Source organism: Rossellomorea yichunensis (genome assembly GCF_032337515.1).
Taxonomy (GTDB): Bacteria; Bacillota; Bacilli; order Bacillales; family Bacillaceae_B; genus Rossellomorea; species Rossellomorea yichunensis.
Genome location: NZ_JAVYAD010000001.1, coordinates 268,150 through 283,751 on the forward strand (window position 1 = coordinate 268,150; position 15,602 = coordinate 283,751).

Consider the following 15,602-nt stretch of genomic DNA (forward strand, 5'->3'; position numbering starts at 1 on the left):
TCAAAAAAGTTAAAAAACATTGAAAATTTGTCGAAAATCGATATAATTAATAATGTAGAAAATAGACTAAAAAAAGGGGGGCTAAAGAATGGTCAGATATACAATTCAACGTATCGTCTATATGATCATCACTTTGCTTATCATTGCAACCGCCACTTTCTTTCTGATGAAGCTCCTGCCTGGATCTCCACTACAAAATACAGAGAGACTGACTCCGGAACAACAACAAATTATCCTGGATAAATACGGTCTGAATGACCCACTGCCAGAACAATATGTGAACTATATGGTGGGTCTAGCCAAAGGTGATTTAGGGTTGTCCTTCCAATACGATAATCGTCCTGTAACGCAAATAGTTGGAGATCGTATTGGTCCTTCCGCACTTCTTGGATTCCAAGCTATGGTATTAGGTACATTTTTAGGGCTACTTGTGGGTATTATCGCTGCAATTAAACATAACACGTGGTTAGATTATGGTTCCACATTTGTGGCTGTATTAGGAATATCCATACCTTCTTTCGTGTTCGCGGCCCTGTTACAGTATTATGTAGGTGTAAAGCTTGAATGGCTTCCAGTAGCATTATGGGGAGAATATAAGCACACGATTCTACCTACACTAGCACTTACAGTTGGCGTTGTAGCAACGATTGCTCGTTTTATGCGTACAGAAATGCTTGAAATATTAAACTCTGATTATATTTTACTAGCAAAGGCCAAAGGTATTTCCAAGACTGGAACAATTGTAAAGCATGCCGTAAGAAACGCTATGATACCTATTGTAACTATTTTGGGACCAATGACAGTAGCAGTAATGACTGGTTCTTTAGTTGTCGAACGGATTTTTGCTGTTCCGGGTCTTGGGGAACAATTCGTACTTTCTATTAACACAAATGATTACACGGTTATTATGGGTATTACCCTGTTCTTCAGTGCTTTATTCATTGGCGTTATTTTCTTGGTAGATATTCTATACGGTATCATTGATCCGCGTATTCGTTTAGCTGGAGGGAAGAAATAATGGAAGCAAATAAAAAGAAATTAGAGCAACTAAGTCCAGAACTCTTCCAACCTCAAAAGGCTAGTGGAGACGAGTCGGAAAAAATATCGAGACCAAGTTTGAATTTTTGGCAGGATTCATGGATTCGTTTGCGTAAGAATAAAGGTGCTATTGTAGGAATAATAATAACTGCCATCATCGTATTCTTCGCTATTTTTGGACCTGGTATGAATGACTACAAATTTAGCGATCAAAATATTCGTCATGCAAAGCTACCCCCTAAAATTGAAGCGCTTTCAGGAATTAGTTGGCTTCCATTTGATGGAAAAGATGCTGATGGTTTCGATGTTTATGAAGCGAGAAAGATTGAGGAAAGTTACTGGTTCGGTACCGATGACTTAGGTCGTGACCTATGGACTCGAACTTGGAATGGTACTCGTGTATCCCTTTACATTGGTATTCTAGCAGCCATCATCGATTTCATAATCGGTATCTCTTATGGCGGAATTTCTGCTTATTATGGTGGAAGAGTCGACGATATTATGCAACGTATCATTGAAATTCTAGTTGGGATTCCAAATTTAATTGTGGTTATTCTCTTTATCCTGATCTTTGAGCCAGGTATCTTCTCGATTACTATGGCTATGGTAATAACCGGATGGACCGGAATGGCACGTATAGTGCGTGGACAAGTATTACAATTGAAGAATCAGGAATTTGTACTTGCTTCCCGTACTTTAGGAGCAAGCAGCAATCGTTTAATCTTTAAACACTTGCTTCCAAATGTAATGGGACCTGTTATCATCACTACAATGTTTACAGTTCCTGCTGCGATTTACACAGAGGCATTCTTAAGCTTTATCGGATTGGGGATCGCTCCTCCAAGAGCTTCCCTTGGGTCATTGGTTAATGATGGGTACAGATCGATTCAATCATTTCCACATATGATGCTGGTTCCATCAGCCGTCATTTCATTAGTCATTCTAAGTTTCAACTTAATGGCCGATGGTTTGCGTGATGCACTAGATCCGAAAATGCGTAAGTAATGGAAGGGAGATTATGAATATGTCAAAAATTTTAGAAGTGAAAGATCTACACGTCTCCTTCAATACGCATGGAGGAGAAGTTCAGGCTGTCCGAGGTGTAGATTTCCATTTAGATAAAGGTGAAACACTAGCCATCGTAGGTGAATCCGGTTCCGGTAAATCAGTAACGACGAAAGCGATCATGAGATTGATCCCGAACCCGCCAGGCTTCATCAAAGGTGGAGAAATGTTATTTGAAGGTAAAGATTTAGCGAAATTGCCGGAAAAGGACATGCAGAAAATCCGTGGGAAAGATATCTCTATGATTTTCCAGGATCCGATGACGTCCCTGAACCCTACAATGACAATTGGTAAACAAATCATGGAACCACTGGTAAAGCATCAGAATATGAGCAAAAATGATGCGAAAAAACGTGCCGTTGAGTTACTTAAACTTGTTGGTCTGCCTAGCCCGGAAACTCGCTTTAAACAATATCCTCATCAATTCTCGGGTGGTCAGCGACAGCGTGTGGTTATCGCTATCGCTCTTGCTTGTAATCCGAAGATTCTGATTGCCGATGAGCCGACGACGGCATTGGATGTTACCATCCAGGCTCAGATTCTTGAACTGATGAAAGATTTACAAACGAAGATAGAAACTTCCATCATTTTCATCACTCACGATCTTGGAGTTGTTGCGAACGTAGCTGATCGTGTAGCCGTTATGTATGGAGGACAAATTGTTGAAACAGGTACAGTGGATGAAATTTTCTACGATCCACGCCATCCTTATACGTGGGGATTGATCGGTTCCATGCCGACTACAGATACTGAAGGTGAACAGGAACTGGTTGCCATACCTGGGACTCCACCGGATTTATTGAATCCACCTAAAGGAGATGCATTTGCACTTCGCAGTGAGTATGCATTGAAAGTGGATTTTGAACAAGAGCCGCCATATTATCAGGTTTCCGATACTCATTATGTAAAGTCCTGGTTATTGCATCCTAGTGCTCCAAGAGTAGAGCCGCCTGAAATAGTTAAATTAAGACATAGACAAATGCCTTCTAATTATAAAGAGCCGGTACTTGTTGAGGGGGTTCGTTCATAATGGCAGAAAAATTATTGGAAATTAAGAATTTAAAGCAGTACTTTAACCCGGGAAAACCGAATATGGTGAAAGCTGTCGATGATATCAGCTTTGATATTTATAAAGGGGAAACTCTTGGTCTGGTTGGTGAATCAGGTTGCGGTAAATCAACGACTGGTCGGACAATCATTCGTTTGTATGATGCTACAGATGGCCAGGTTCTCTTTAATGGTGAGGACGTTCATGGTAAAAAGTCACGTTCACAATTAAAGAAATTCAACCGTAAGATGCAAATGATCTTCCAGGATCCATACGCAAGTTTGAATCCTCGTATGAAGGTTGCGGATATTATTGCTGAAGGTATCGACATTCATGGACTTGCTTCTTCCAAAGAAGAACGTCTAAAGAGAGTTCATGATTTGCTTGAAACGGTTGGTTTGAATAAAGAACATGCCGGACGTTATCCACATGAATTCTCCGGTGGTCAAAGACAGCGTATCGGGATTGCCCGTGCCTTGGCAGTAGATCCGGACTTCATCATTGCCGATGAGCCAATTTCGGCTCTTGATGTTTCGATTCAGGCTCAAGTAGTGAATCTTATGCAAGAGCTTCAGAAAGAGAAAGGGTTAACGTACTTATTCATCGCCCATGATCTTTCCATGGTAAAATACATCAGTGATCGCATCGGGGTGATGTATTTTGGTAAGTTAGTCGAGTTGGCACCAAGTGATGCCCTTTACAAGAACCCGCTACATCCGTATACGCAATCTCTATTATCAGCGATTCCGTTACCGGATCCAGAGTATGAGCGCACACGCCGAAGAAAAGAATATAATCCTTCTGTTCACAATTATACAGAGGATGATAATCTTGAAATGCGTGAAGTGGCACCTGGCCATTTCGTGTTTTGCTCAGAGAAAGAGTTTGCACAGTATAAAGCTCAGTACAAAAGCTAAACATCTTACAAAAGCTCCCTTTAATGAGGGGAGCTTTTTTTATTGAAGGATCCTCATAAAGCTTGTTATATTCTTTTTTAACAAGAAAATCATACTATATAATGAAGATATTTAATTTCCTTGGAAATTTCGACAGATTAGGAGTAATACCCCTTTTCTTTCAAGTTATTTCCTTGTTAGAATAGGATGAGGTGTTACATATTTTACTAGATAGCTTATTTAATAGAGGAGAGGTTTATTTTGAAATGGAGTAAGGTAGCGACATCCTTATGTTTAGTCACAATGTGCGTATTGCCGTTCCAAGCGAGTGCTGAAGGAGAAAGGATGGGTGCCCACGAGAAGAGGAGTCTTTCTTTAAGTAAGAAAGAAATTGCAAGTCCCGCCCCAAGATTTGCATATGATTCCGGCTTTGAATTTGAATACCCTGATGCAGTCAGAGGGGTTTATGTGACGGGTCACTCTGCTGGTGGAGCGAGATTTGACAGCTTAACGAAACTAATGGACGATACGGATCTCAATGCCATGGTTATTGATATTAAAGATGATCACGGATATGTTACATACGAACCCGAAGAATCTTCTCCATACGCTAAAGTAGGTCAGCCTTATATCAAAGATCCTCAAGCGATCTTAAAGACACTTGAAGAAAAACAGATTTACCCGATCGCAAGAATTGTGGTATTCAAAGATACAGTTTTAGCGAATGAGAAACCCGAGCTTTCCTTTAAAGATGGAAATCAGGTATGGAAAAATGGCAGAGGTGAATCCTTTGTGAACCCATTCCTGAAAGAAGTGTGGGATTATAATGTTGGAATTGCAATCGAAGCCGCCAAAATGGGATTCCAGGAAATCCAGTTTGATTATGTTCGATTCCCTGAAGGCTTTGAAAAACGCGATGATGAACTACAATATAACGGTGGTGAATATGCGGAGCAAGACTCAAATAATGTACAAAAGCGTGTGCAGGCCGTTACAGACTTTGTAGAGTACGCACATGGAAAACTTGAGCCATATGGAGTTAAGGTTTCTGTGGACATTTTCGGGTATACAGCAACGCTTCCAGAGGCACCTGGGATTGGACAGAACTTCTCAAAGATATCTGAAAACGTCGATGTGATTTCTTCCATGATTTATCCAAGTCACTGGACTCCATACTTTGGAATTGCAAAGCCCGATTTACAACCTTATGAATTGGTATCTGAATATGCTAAGCTTGAAAATTCTAAGTTAGCAGAATTAGAAAACCCGCCTATTTCAAGGCCATGGCTGCAGGATTTCACTGCTTCCTGGTTAGGAAGTGGAAACTATAAAGCGTACGGAAAAGCAGAAGTGGAAGCGCAGATTAAGGCATTGAATGATCAAGGGATTAAAGAATTCCTTTTATGGGATGCTGGTAATACGTATACAGAAGGTGTGGATTATACACCTTGATCGAGAAGACCGACCTGGGAAGTTCCAGGCCGGTCTTTTCTTAATGGCGCTTTTCGATTTGAAAAAAAACTCAAAGATTGTTATCATTAAAGTATTGGTAAGATTAACCGCTTTCAACCACATTACCCTCTTCATAGGTATATCAAACCTGTGATTCCGTATTTATTATCCCACGGATGAGACTAACATCTAACATAAACATTTTTTTTCTGAGAAAAATAATTGTATCCCGTTAGTCAATGTCACCCAAAATTCTTTTAAAGGAGTAGATCCATGCATTGGTATGAAAAGTTAAATCAGTATTTCCCGGTAGAGGAAATGAAATCAAAAGAACATCTTGAGTCATTACTCAAAGAAAGAAGCGACATCTATCATAAAGATGAGGGGCAGTACCACGTACTTATGTATGCCGAACTTGATGATTTTATCTTTATCGATTATCTTTTTGTCTCAAAGGATGCTCGCGGACAAGGATTAGGTCATAAACTGCTCGAGAAGTTAAAAGAAAAGAACAAAGCGATTATTCTAGAAGTAGAGCCGGTTGATTATGATGACACTGACACTGAAAAGCGCTTAAAGTTCTACAAGCGTGAAGGATTCGAACATGCTGTCAGTATCGGATATGCACGTCGGTCTCTCGCTACAAATGAAATCAATGAGATGGAAATCCTTTATTGGGCTCCAAATAACGAATCAGAAGATCTGATCTTCAATTCAATGAAGAAAACATATGAATTAATCCACACTTATAATGATAAGAAGTTTTATGGTGCGTCTTACCAGCCGGTTGAAGAAGTCTTGAAAAAAGACAAAGACCGTGATGGCGATGTACTGAAAAACCTCTAAACCAAAACAACCTTATTGTCCATTCGCAATAAGGTTTTCTAAATGAAAAAATGAAAATGTTCTATATCATGTTTAAGCTCTTTTTGAACCGGGTAAAGCCATAGTAGAAAGAGATCATATAGCGTATGTTAAACCTATGTATAGGAAATTTGACAAATTGGTTAAAACTATGTTCAAGGGACAGTAATTCATGTATAATACATAATAGAGATTTCTTATTTAAACTTATTTTAATTAACAGTCTATGTTTAAAATGAAATACTCTATATTATAAAAAAATCCTTAAGGGAGTGTGAATGATTCGTGGTTACATTATTCACTTCACCTAGTTGTACATCTTGTCGTAAGGCAAAAGCTTGGTTAGAAGAGCATGAGATTCCATATACAGAGCGTAACGTATTTTCTGAGCCATTAAGCATTGATGAAATAAAGGAAATCCTGCGTATGACTGAGGATGGAACGGATGAAATCATTTCAACGCGTTCTAAGACATTCCAAAAGCTTAATGTAGATTTAGAAACTTTACCACTTCAAGAACTGTTCGAGCTTATTCAGAAAAATCCTGGTCTTTTAAGACGTCCAATCATCTTGGATGAGAAACGTCTTCAGGTAGGATACAATGAAGATGAAATCAGACGTTTCTTACCTAGAAAGGTTCGTACGTTCCAGCTTCTCGAAGCTCAAAGAATGGTAAACTAAAGTATTCTTACATTCTCATCATATTATCAATGTTTGAGAATATATAAGGAAAAAGGGGCTGACCCTTTAAGGAACGTTGCGTATCCTTTCGGGTCAACCCTTTTTATATTAGTATAAGTATTAACACTTGAATTTTCTGCAAATATTCGCTAAAATGTCAAAAACACGTTAAATAGTGGGATTTGTGAAGAAAAAAATGGGTGTTATTTTTATTCCATTTTCAGTGTTTATATCATAAAATAGAAGTACAAGGTACAAACTAACCTAAATGTATCTTCTATCTTCACCAGCAATCGAGCAAAATTGCTCAGAGGGTGTAGTCCCTTCACCAACATCATGCAAGAAGGGAGAGGTGTTAAATGGAAATCGAACGCATTAATGAAAATACGGTCAAGTTCTATATATCCTACGGGGATATAGAAGATCGCGGCTTTGACCGCGAGGAGATCTGGTATAATCGTGAACGAAGTGAAGAACTCTTCTGGGAAATGATGGATGAAGTTCATCAAGAAGAAGATTTCGGAATTGAAGGACCGCTATGGATTCAAGTTCAAGCGTTAGATAAAGGGCTTGAAGTACTGGTTACAAGAGCTCAGGTTTCAAAGGATGGTCAGCGATTTGAGTTGCCTATCCCAGAGGATAAGCTCAAGGAACTTCCTGTAGATGAACGGATAGAGGAGCTTCTGGATCAGCATTTCCAAATCAAGCAGGATCAAGATGGGGAAGCAGAAGTGGCACTGGATTTCACTTTGAAGTTCAATGATTTCGAAGATGCGATTTCTTTATCCCATCGGATGAAAGAAATGCCTTTAGATCATTTGGAAACAAAGCTGCTTGCATTCGAAAATAGATATTTTATTTACGTTAAATTTTCAGAAGAGCACTTCTCGGAAGAAGATATCGACAATATGTTAAGTATACTACTTGAATATGCGGATGAGTCACGAATGACCGTTCATCGCCTAGAAGAGTATGGAAAAGTAGTCATTAATGAACATGTGTTTGGGACATTAAGTGAACACTTTTCTTAAGGATCATACCGGTTTCATTTAGAAATCGGTATTTTTTTATTTAGCTCATTAAGCCAGTGGAAGGTGTTAGAGGTATGAAAAATACAGTGAGAGTCCTCTTATTTATTGCTGTCCTCGTGTTAAGTTATATTTTTTATTTTGATCAGTACCTTTCAGGAATGGTCAAATATATTAGTCTGGTTTTTACATTCTCTGTCATTGTGATAGGATTTCTTATCTTCTTTGAGAATCGCCATCCCACTCAAACATTAACATGGTTAGTTGTTTTAGGTGCTTTTCCATTCCTTGGCTTTATCTTCTATTTATTGTTTGGCCGAAACTACCGGAAAGAGAAAATGTATAAGAAGAAGTACATATTGGACAAGGAAACCTACAATAAATTTGAGCCTGGCCCTAAGGAAATGAACGCTGAAATGTTCGGTTTGTTTCAGGAAAAACACTTTCAGCTTGCTCAGCGAATAGGAAACAGTGCCATTTCCTTTTCCAGTGAAACGAAGCTTTTAACCAATGGTAACGAGACATTCGGGGAAATCCTGAGGTGGTTAAAAACTGCCAAGCATCACATTCATATGGAATATTATATTGTCCGTCATGATGATATTGGCAATCAGATTAAAGATATCCTTATTGAACGAGCCAATAATGGTGTGAAAATTCGCTTTCTTTATGACGCGGTTGGGGCATGGCAATTATCTAAGGATTATATTGCTGAATTAAAAGACGCAGGGATTGAAGTGGTTCCGTTTGGTCCAGTCAAAATCCCTGTTCTCAATAATAAGTTTAACTTCCGAAATCATCGCAAGATCATCGTCATTGATGGAAGTATTGGATTTGTTGGGGGACTTAATATTGGCGATGAATACTTAGGGAAAAATCCACATTTTGGTTTCTGGAGGGATACCCACTTATTTGTAAGGGGGGAAGCGGTTCGAACCTTGCAGCTCATTTTTCTTCAAGATTGGTATTATATGACGAATGACGATTTCTTGACTCCAGGGTATTTAAGCCCTGATCCATTGGAAAATGCAAACGATGGTGGAGTTCAAATGATTGCAGGAGGACCTGATAATGAGTTGAGCGTATTGAAGAATATATTCTTCTCGATGATCACTTCTGCAAGAAAAAGCGTTTGGGTTGCATCACCATATTTCATACCGGATGAAGATATTTTTTCAGCACTTAAAATTGCTGCATTGAGTGGTGTGGATGTAAGGCTTTTGGTTCCCCATAAGCCTGATAAACGAATTGTATTTCACGCTTCACGATCTTATTTCCCCGATCTTCTCGAAGCAGGAGCCCGAATCTTTGAATATCAAAAGGGCTTTATGCATAGTAAGATCGTCATAGTCGATGAAGAAATGGCATCGATCGGGACATCTAATATGGATATGAGAAGTTTTCATTTAAACTTTGAAGTTAATGCATTCTTATATAAAACAGAAAGTACCGACTCTCTAGTGAAGGAATATTTACATGATTTAGAGGATGCAGAGGAACTGCAGCTGGAAGAGTTTCAAAAGAGACATCTTGGCTACCGGTTATTGGAATCCACTTCACGCTTAATGTCACCTCTATTATAAGAATAAGCCTTCAAGTGATTTTTTGCTTGGAGGTTTTTTTTTTGAAGGATTTTCACGAATATTGGCGAATAATTATTGAAGGAGGTGTTCTATGTTAACAGCTTTATTAGGAGAAAAAGTATTTTCAACCATTCATTACACAAGAGAGGAATTAAAGAATCTGCGACGTAAGCGTAATATATTTCTCTGTCCTCATTGTTCATCCGAATTGAACCTTCGCATCGGAAATCAAAACGTCCCACATTTTGCTCATCAGTCCCAGTTCCTTTGTGAGCTTGGAAAGCAGCATGAGTCACCCCGACATTTGCTTACTAAACAACTGCTATATGAAAGGTTAAGAGAGCATTTTACGGAGGTAAAGGTTGAATATTATGTAAAAGAGATTCAGCAAATCGCTGATGTATATGTAAAAACGGATACGAAAAAAATTGCCATTGAGATTCAATGCTCTTCCATTCCCATCCCCGACATCCTTTCCAGAACTCGTGGATATCAAAGTCAAAACATCACTCCATTCTGGATGCTTACCCAACCAGTGACAGAAAAACAAAAGGGATTACTGCAATTACCGTCATTTCAGCAATCATTTATCCGGTATTCACCCCATTTGCACCATTTTCTTCTCCATTTTTCTCCTGAAGATAGAAGCTTTACAATATTTACTCATCTCATACCTGTTTCAGTCTCAGCTTTTATTAGTGCAGCGCCTGTCAGGATCCCTATCGAGCAATTCACTCTTCCTTTGTCCATCCCACATCCTACAGTCAATCACCCATATTTATTAAAAAACTGGAATCAATTCCGAATGAAGTGGATCTATAACAAACTTCATTACAATAAAGCGAAAGACGATTTATTTTTACGGGAAGTGTATAGAGAAGGGGATACATTTTTATATTTACCTTTATTTGTTGGAATGCCAGTGTTTCCTCATGGAATCTATTTTAAGAATCATGCGATCGAGTGGCAATACTATTTGTGGAAGGATTGTATGAAGAAAGATACATTTTTTTCAGAGGAAAAAGTAGTTGAGGTTCTAAAAAGAAGGATGGATAGAGGATATTTAGAATTCCGTACGCTTCCTTTTGTATGTGGGGACCAGCTGCTAAAGGAAATAGTAAAGAGCTATTTGTCTCTCTTGAATGATATGCAGGTAGTCAGAAGGATGGACGGTGGGCAATATCAGCTCTCTCGGCCGTGGAATTGTCCTGACAACTTTTCGGGCTTCGAAAAGCATCAGCATGATTTTTTTCCTAAATGGAAGCATATATTAAAAAAGGTCTAACAAAGATTGTTTTGTTGCAGGAAAATCTTAGATAAGAGAGAATGTAACTATAAGGAATTTTCTGTAGATTTAAGAATGGAGGATGTATATGTCTAAAGATACAGCTACGAAAAGTCTGCCTGGCAGGAAAGAGGTAGAGGAGAAGTTAACGTGGAGATTGGAAGATATTTTTGAAAGTGATGAAGCCTGGGAAAAAGAGTACAAAGCAATTAAAGAGTTAACGGGTAAGGCAGACGAGTTTAAAGGAACTTTAGGAGAGAGTGCAGATCAGCTTTATAAAGCATTTGCCTTCCAGGATGAAATTATGGAACGTATGGGTAGGGTTTATACATATTCTCATATGCGCTATGACCAGGACACAACCAATTCATACTATCAAGGACTCGATGACCGTGCCAAAAGTCTTTATACACAGTTAGGGAGTAAATTTGCCTACTTAGTACCTGAAGTTCTCTCGATTGAGGAAAGTAAGCTTCAAGGATTTCTTGACGAAAAGGAAGAGTTGAAGAAATACAAGCATGCTTTAGAAGAAATTAATCTCCAGCGTCCACATGTTCTATCAGCGGAGGAAGAAGCATTACTTGCTCAAGCTTCCGAAGTGTTCAGTGCGGCTAGTAACACGTTTGGTATGCTGAACAATGCAGACTTGGAGTTTCCGAGCATTAAAGATGAAAACGGGGAAGAAGTGGACATCACACATGGCCGTTTCATTCGTTTCCTGGAGAGCAGTGATCGACGAGTACGGGAAGAAGCGTTTAAAAAAGTGTATGAAACATACGGCAAATTTGAAAATACGTTTGCCTCTACATTAAGTGGAGCAGTGAAGAAAGATAACTTCGTCGCAAACGTAAGACATTATGATTCTGCAAGACATGCGGCATTATCAAATAACAATATTCCTGAACAGGTGTATGATAACCTGGTTGATACAGTCAATAAGAACCTTCATTTGCTGCAGCGATATGTAAAGCTTCGTAAGAAAGTATTAGGCTTGGATGAAGTTCATATGTATGACTTATATACACCGTTAGTGAAGGAAGTCAAGATGGACATCAGCTATGATGAAGCACAGAACATGATCCTGGATGGCTTAAAGCCTTTAGGGGAAGAATATGCCAATGTCCTTAAAGAAGGCTTTGATAACCGTTGGGTGGATGTTGTCGAGAATAAAGGAAAAAGAAGTGGTGCATACTCTTCAGGAGCATACGGCACCAACCCTTATATCCTCATGAACTGGCAGGATAATGTGAACAATCTATTTACACTGGCTCATGAATTCGGACATAGTGTTCACAGCTATTATACACGCAGTGCTCAGCCGTACACGTACGGACATTACTCCATCTTTGTTGCCGAGGTGGCTTCTACATGTAATGAAGCTCTCTTGAATGATTATCTATTAAATACTATTGATGACGAGAAAAAACGTCTGTACCTATTAAATCATTACCTGGAAGGATTCAGAGGAACCGTTTTCCGTCAAACCATGTTTGCAGAATTTGAACACCTCATTCATAAAAAAGCTCAAGAAGGAGACGCCCTGACTTCTGAATTCTTGACTAAAGAGTATTATGAATTGAATAAGAAGTATTTCGGAGAAGACATCTCGATAGATGAAGAGATTGGATTGGAATGGGCTCGAATTCCTCACTTCTACTACAATTACTATGTTTATCAATATGCAACCGGCTTCTCGGCTGCGACCGCTCTCAGTCAGCAAATCCTTGAAGAAGGAGAACCGGCCGTAGAACGCTACATCGATTTCCTGAAAGCGGGGAGCTCTGATTATCCGATTGAAGTTTTGAAAAAAGCAGGAGTGGATGTGACAACCTCCAAGCCGGTGGAAGATGCATGCAAAGTCTTTGAAGAAAAGTTGAATGAAATGGAAGAACTGCTTGAAAAATTACAGTAATTAGAGATCAGGTGCCTACTGGTTAAAAAATAAACTCCCCTTAGAGATGAATATATTCTAAGGGGGTTTTTATTTGGGGGGAGTTTTCGAAAGAAGGTCCCTCCCTCATTTCATTGATTTGAATCCTTTGAAGCGGTTGCGGTTTCCTAGGGAGTGGAAGAAGAGCAGGAGTGAGAGAAAGAGGATCGGGGATGTAATATAGACCGGAACAAGGCGCATGAGTCCGAGGATGTTTATGAAGAAGCTGATCATGATTAACAGCAGGAGGATTCCGTATTTTATTTTTAGTGCCATATCATTTCCCTCCGGTGATAAATTGTCTTATACACATGTATATGAAGGAGGGGAGGGGAACATGAATGGTTTTTGACAATATTGTGAAATACCATACAAACAACTTGCCAATACAAGTGGATGCGTGATATATTATCAGTGTGAAGTTGATCACAAGCAAACATATACCCCTTTGTTTGACCGTGAAAAATTTCTCCCATCCCCTTTGTTCGTATTGAAAAACCGATGTTGGAAACAACATCGGCTTTTCTTGTTTATTGGCTTATTTTAATATATCGGAATAATTAATGACTTAGATATTTCCAAAAAGTTCCGTGTTTTGCAGGAAGCCTCTTTACTTTTTGCTGAAGTGTCCATTTCTTCATTTGCTTTTCTACTTCTTCAATGGATAAATCATAGACAACGGCTATTTCCTTCGATGCCACTACACGATAATATTTCATGAATACTTCCAGCGGAGGCAATGGTTGCTTATCAGGTTTCTCTCCAAGCATTTCTTCAATAATATGAACATACACCTCGTAGGAATACAATCCCGTGATCTTTAAGCCTTCGTCTTCAATATTTTCATTAAAGAAGACCAATGTAGGAATTTCTTCTACTTCCATCTCAGATGTGATCTTTACATCACACTGAAATGCTTTGGACGCAGATGATGAATTGATGTCGTTCATAAATTCGCTCAAATCAAGCTTGGCTGCTTGAGCACATTCCATGAGTACCTCGATATTGGAAATGTCCTGTTTCTGTAAGAATAATCTTTCCTGTAAAAATCTTAGAAACCGGATACCCGAATGTTTTCCTTGAAGCTCGGCAGCTTTAATGGCGAAAGAAGCAAGATAAGGTGAATCAATTGGATTATCTATCCATAAGCTTCCGTCGCACGACATTCCCGAACGGCTGGCTGTTTTATCCCATTGCTGTGCTAAATCTTCCTTCTTACGTTTGGTCGCTATGTTTAAAGATGCAAGCTGGCCGCTCAAAATGTAACGTATACGAAAGTATTGTCCGTATTCAATGTGCAATTTCTTTAAGATTGGTTCAAGAGCCCAGCATTCCGGGCAAAGAGGGTCAACAAACATATATATTTCCAGAGGTTTCTTATCATGTCCACACCCTTTAAGGTGATGCCAGCTATTTGTTCTAGTCAATGCTATTACCCTTTGAAGTTTCTGTATTCACCATATGATGGGCGGTTAATACGAGTCTGTGAAAAAAGTCATCTCTTACTGGACCCTCTAGATTGACTTCATCCATTGCCTCATGCATACAGCTTAACCAAGCCTTTGCCCGTTCCTCAGTGATGGGAAATGGCAGATGCCTTGCGCGCAGCATGGGGTGACCATGCTCCTCTGTGTAAAGCGCAGGACCACCTAAATACTGAGTTAGAAATTGTTTTTGTTTGCGAGCTGTTTCGGTTAAATCATCAGGGAATATTGGTGCTAACTCGGGATGATTCGCTACTTTATTATAAAAAGCTTCAACGAGCATGGAGAGTTTCTTTTCGCCGATAAGATTATAAGGCATTTGTGGTTTCTCGACCATAAGAATGACTCCTTTTTACTTAGATTGTATGTTTATTCTAGCAAGCATTTATTTATATCTCAAACAAATCGCCTTACATCAACTTATTATTCCTAAATTAGTGTTGCCTTTTTTCTGATGTCTATCCCGATTTCAGGAACCTTATGGGGGATGGTGAAGATAGGTTTAAGAGGAGGTAGGTCTATCAGACTGTAGCTTTTGTCGTGAGTTTTAATAGGAAAATACATAAAAAAGGCTGACCAGAAAAAAGTGGTCAGCCTGCTTATCATGCAAAATAGCGGTCGGTCACTTTTTTTACATAAGCAGTGGTTTCTTTAAACGGTGGGATCCCGTTGTATTTATCAACATTTCCGGGACCTGCGTTATAGGCTGCGAGAGCCAGTTTAACGTCCCCATTGTACTTATCGAGCATCTGCTTTAAGTATTTGGTTCCGGCGAATACGTTTTCTTCCGGATCAAAGATGTTGTTTACGCCAAGCCCCCTTGCAGTACTGGGCATGAGCTGCATTAACCCGGATGCACCCGCATGGCTGACTGCATTAGGGTTGAAGTTGGACTCAATATGAATGACCGCTTGAATCAGTTTTGTGGGAATACCATAGTGGTCCGCCGCTCTGGAGATGATTTCATCAATCTCCCCGGGAGCATTCAGGTTCGGTTTGTTCAAAGCGGAAAGTCCAGGAGGAGGTGGTGAAAGAGAGAATGGTGTTTTGGTTTCCAATGCCTCTTTAACTGCCCCTAATGTTTGGTTCATATTTAAATGGTTCTGGTTAGTGTGAAGTGCCTGATTTAATAGTTGTTGAAATAGATCGCTGGACACGTCAGTGTTTTGCTGAACAGAAGATACTGAACCCAAGCTGTTTAGAGCTTGCAACTCCATCATCGTTCTCAACTGTTGAACATTCATGAGT

15 protein-coding genes are annotated in these 15,602 nt (G+C 39.3%); 11 read left to right on the forward strand and 4 right to left on the reverse strand.

Annotated features, from left to right (window positions below; all coding sequences use genetic code 11):
- Positions 1-88 precede the first annotated feature (88 nt).
- From opp3b to pepF, 11 genes are all read left to right on the forward strand, one after another.
- Positions 89-1,018, forward strand: a complete 930-nt coding sequence (gene opp3b, locus RSX31_RS01355) for an oligopeptide ABC transporter permease (protein ID WP_148993396.1) — start codon at positions 89-91, stop codon at positions 1,016-1,018.
- A complete protein-coding gene (gene opp3C / locus RSX31_RS01360; RefSeq protein WP_315632904.1) occupies positions 1,018-2,043 on the forward strand; it encodes an oligopeptide ABC transporter permease in 1,026 nt (341 codons plus the stop codon). The genes opp3b and opp3C overlap by 1 nt, the downstream gene beginning before the upstream one ends.
- Positions 2,044-2,062: 19 nt before the next feature.
- On the forward strand, positions 2,063-3,133 hold the full coding sequence (locus RSX31_RS01365; protein WP_397540999.1) for an ABC transporter ATP-binding protein: 1,071 nt from the start codon (positions 2,063-2,065) through the stop codon (positions 3,131-3,133).
- A complete protein-coding gene (locus RSX31_RS01370) occupies positions 3,133-4,068 on the forward strand; it encodes an ABC transporter ATP-binding protein (protein ID WP_148968467.1) in 936 nt (311 codons plus the stop codon). The genes RSX31_RS01365 and RSX31_RS01370 overlap by 1 nt, the downstream gene beginning before the upstream one ends.
- Positions 4,069-4,350: 282 nt before the next feature.
- Positions 4,351-5,499 (forward strand): putative glycoside hydrolase, encoded by a 1,149-nt coding sequence (locus RSX31_RS01375; protein WP_148968809.1) that lies wholly within the window; start codon positions 4,351-4,353, stop codon positions 5,497-5,499.
- Between the two features lie 273 nt (positions 5,500-5,772).
- Positions 5,773-6,345, forward strand: a complete 573-nt coding sequence (locus RSX31_RS01380) for a GNAT family N-acetyltransferase (RefSeq protein WP_113969958.1) — start codon at positions 5,773-5,775, stop codon at positions 6,343-6,345.
- Positions 6,346-6,648: 303 nt separating this feature from the next.
- Positions 6,649-7,044 carry a transcriptional regulator SpxA gene (spxA, locus tag RSX31_RS01385; protein ID WP_032089161.1) on the forward strand — a complete coding sequence of 132 codons (396 nt, stop codon included), beginning with the start codon at positions 6,649-6,651 and terminating at the stop codon, positions 7,042-7,044.
- A gap of 359 nt (positions 7,045-7,403) precedes the next feature.
- A complete protein-coding gene (gene mecA, locus RSX31_RS01390) occupies positions 7,404-8,075 on the forward strand; it encodes an adaptor protein MecA (RefSeq protein WP_148993398.1) in 672 nt (223 codons plus the stop codon).
- Between the two features lie 74 nt (positions 8,076-8,149).
- The gene (gene cls / locus RSX31_RS01395; protein WP_148993399.1) at positions 8,150-9,655 is read left to right on the forward strand and encodes a cardiolipin synthase; all 1,506 of its coding nucleotides are present in this window, start codon (positions 8,150-8,152) and stop codon (positions 9,653-9,655) included.
- Between the two features lie 91 nt (positions 9,656-9,746).
- Positions 9,747-10,940, forward strand: coding sequence for a competence protein CoiA (locus RSX31_RS01400; protein WP_315632916.1), 1,194 nt, complete (start codon positions 9,747-9,749; stop codon positions 10,938-10,940).
- 88 nt (positions 10,941-11,028) lie between these two features.
- Positions 11,029-12,852 carry an oligoendopeptidase F gene (pepF, locus tag RSX31_RS01405; protein ID WP_148993401.1) on the forward strand — a complete coding sequence of 608 codons (1,824 nt, stop codon included), beginning with the start codon at positions 11,029-11,031 and terminating at the stop codon, positions 12,850-12,852.
- A gap of 105 nt (positions 12,853-12,957) precedes the next feature.
- Here pepF and RSX31_RS01410 read toward each other — a convergent pair whose 3' ends face one another.
- The 4 genes from RSX31_RS01410 to RSX31_RS01425 form a co-directional block, all read right to left on the reverse strand.
- Positions 12,958-13,146 (reverse strand): hypothetical protein, encoded by a 189-nt coding sequence (locus RSX31_RS01410; RefSeq protein ID WP_148968472.1) that lies wholly within the window; start codon positions 13,144-13,146, stop codon positions 12,958-12,960.
- Between the two features lie 284 nt (positions 13,147-13,430).
- Positions 13,431-14,297, reverse strand: a complete 867-nt coding sequence (locus RSX31_RS01415; RefSeq protein WP_315632918.1) for a ClpXP adapter SpxH family protein — start codon at positions 14,295-14,297, stop codon at positions 13,431-13,433.
- The gene (locus RSX31_RS01420) at positions 14,290-14,691 is read right to left on the reverse strand and encodes a globin domain-containing protein (protein WP_148968473.1); all 402 of its coding nucleotides are present in this window, start codon (positions 14,689-14,691) and stop codon (positions 14,290-14,292) included. The genes RSX31_RS01415 and RSX31_RS01420 overlap by 8 nt, the downstream gene beginning before the upstream one ends.
- Positions 14,692-14,956: 265 nt before the next feature.
- Positions 14,957-15,598, reverse strand: coding sequence for a lytic transglycosylase domain-containing protein (locus RSX31_RS01425; protein ID WP_315632919.1), 642 nt, complete (start codon positions 15,596-15,598; stop codon positions 14,957-14,959).
- Between the last annotated feature and the right edge of the window lie 4 nt (positions 15,599-15,602).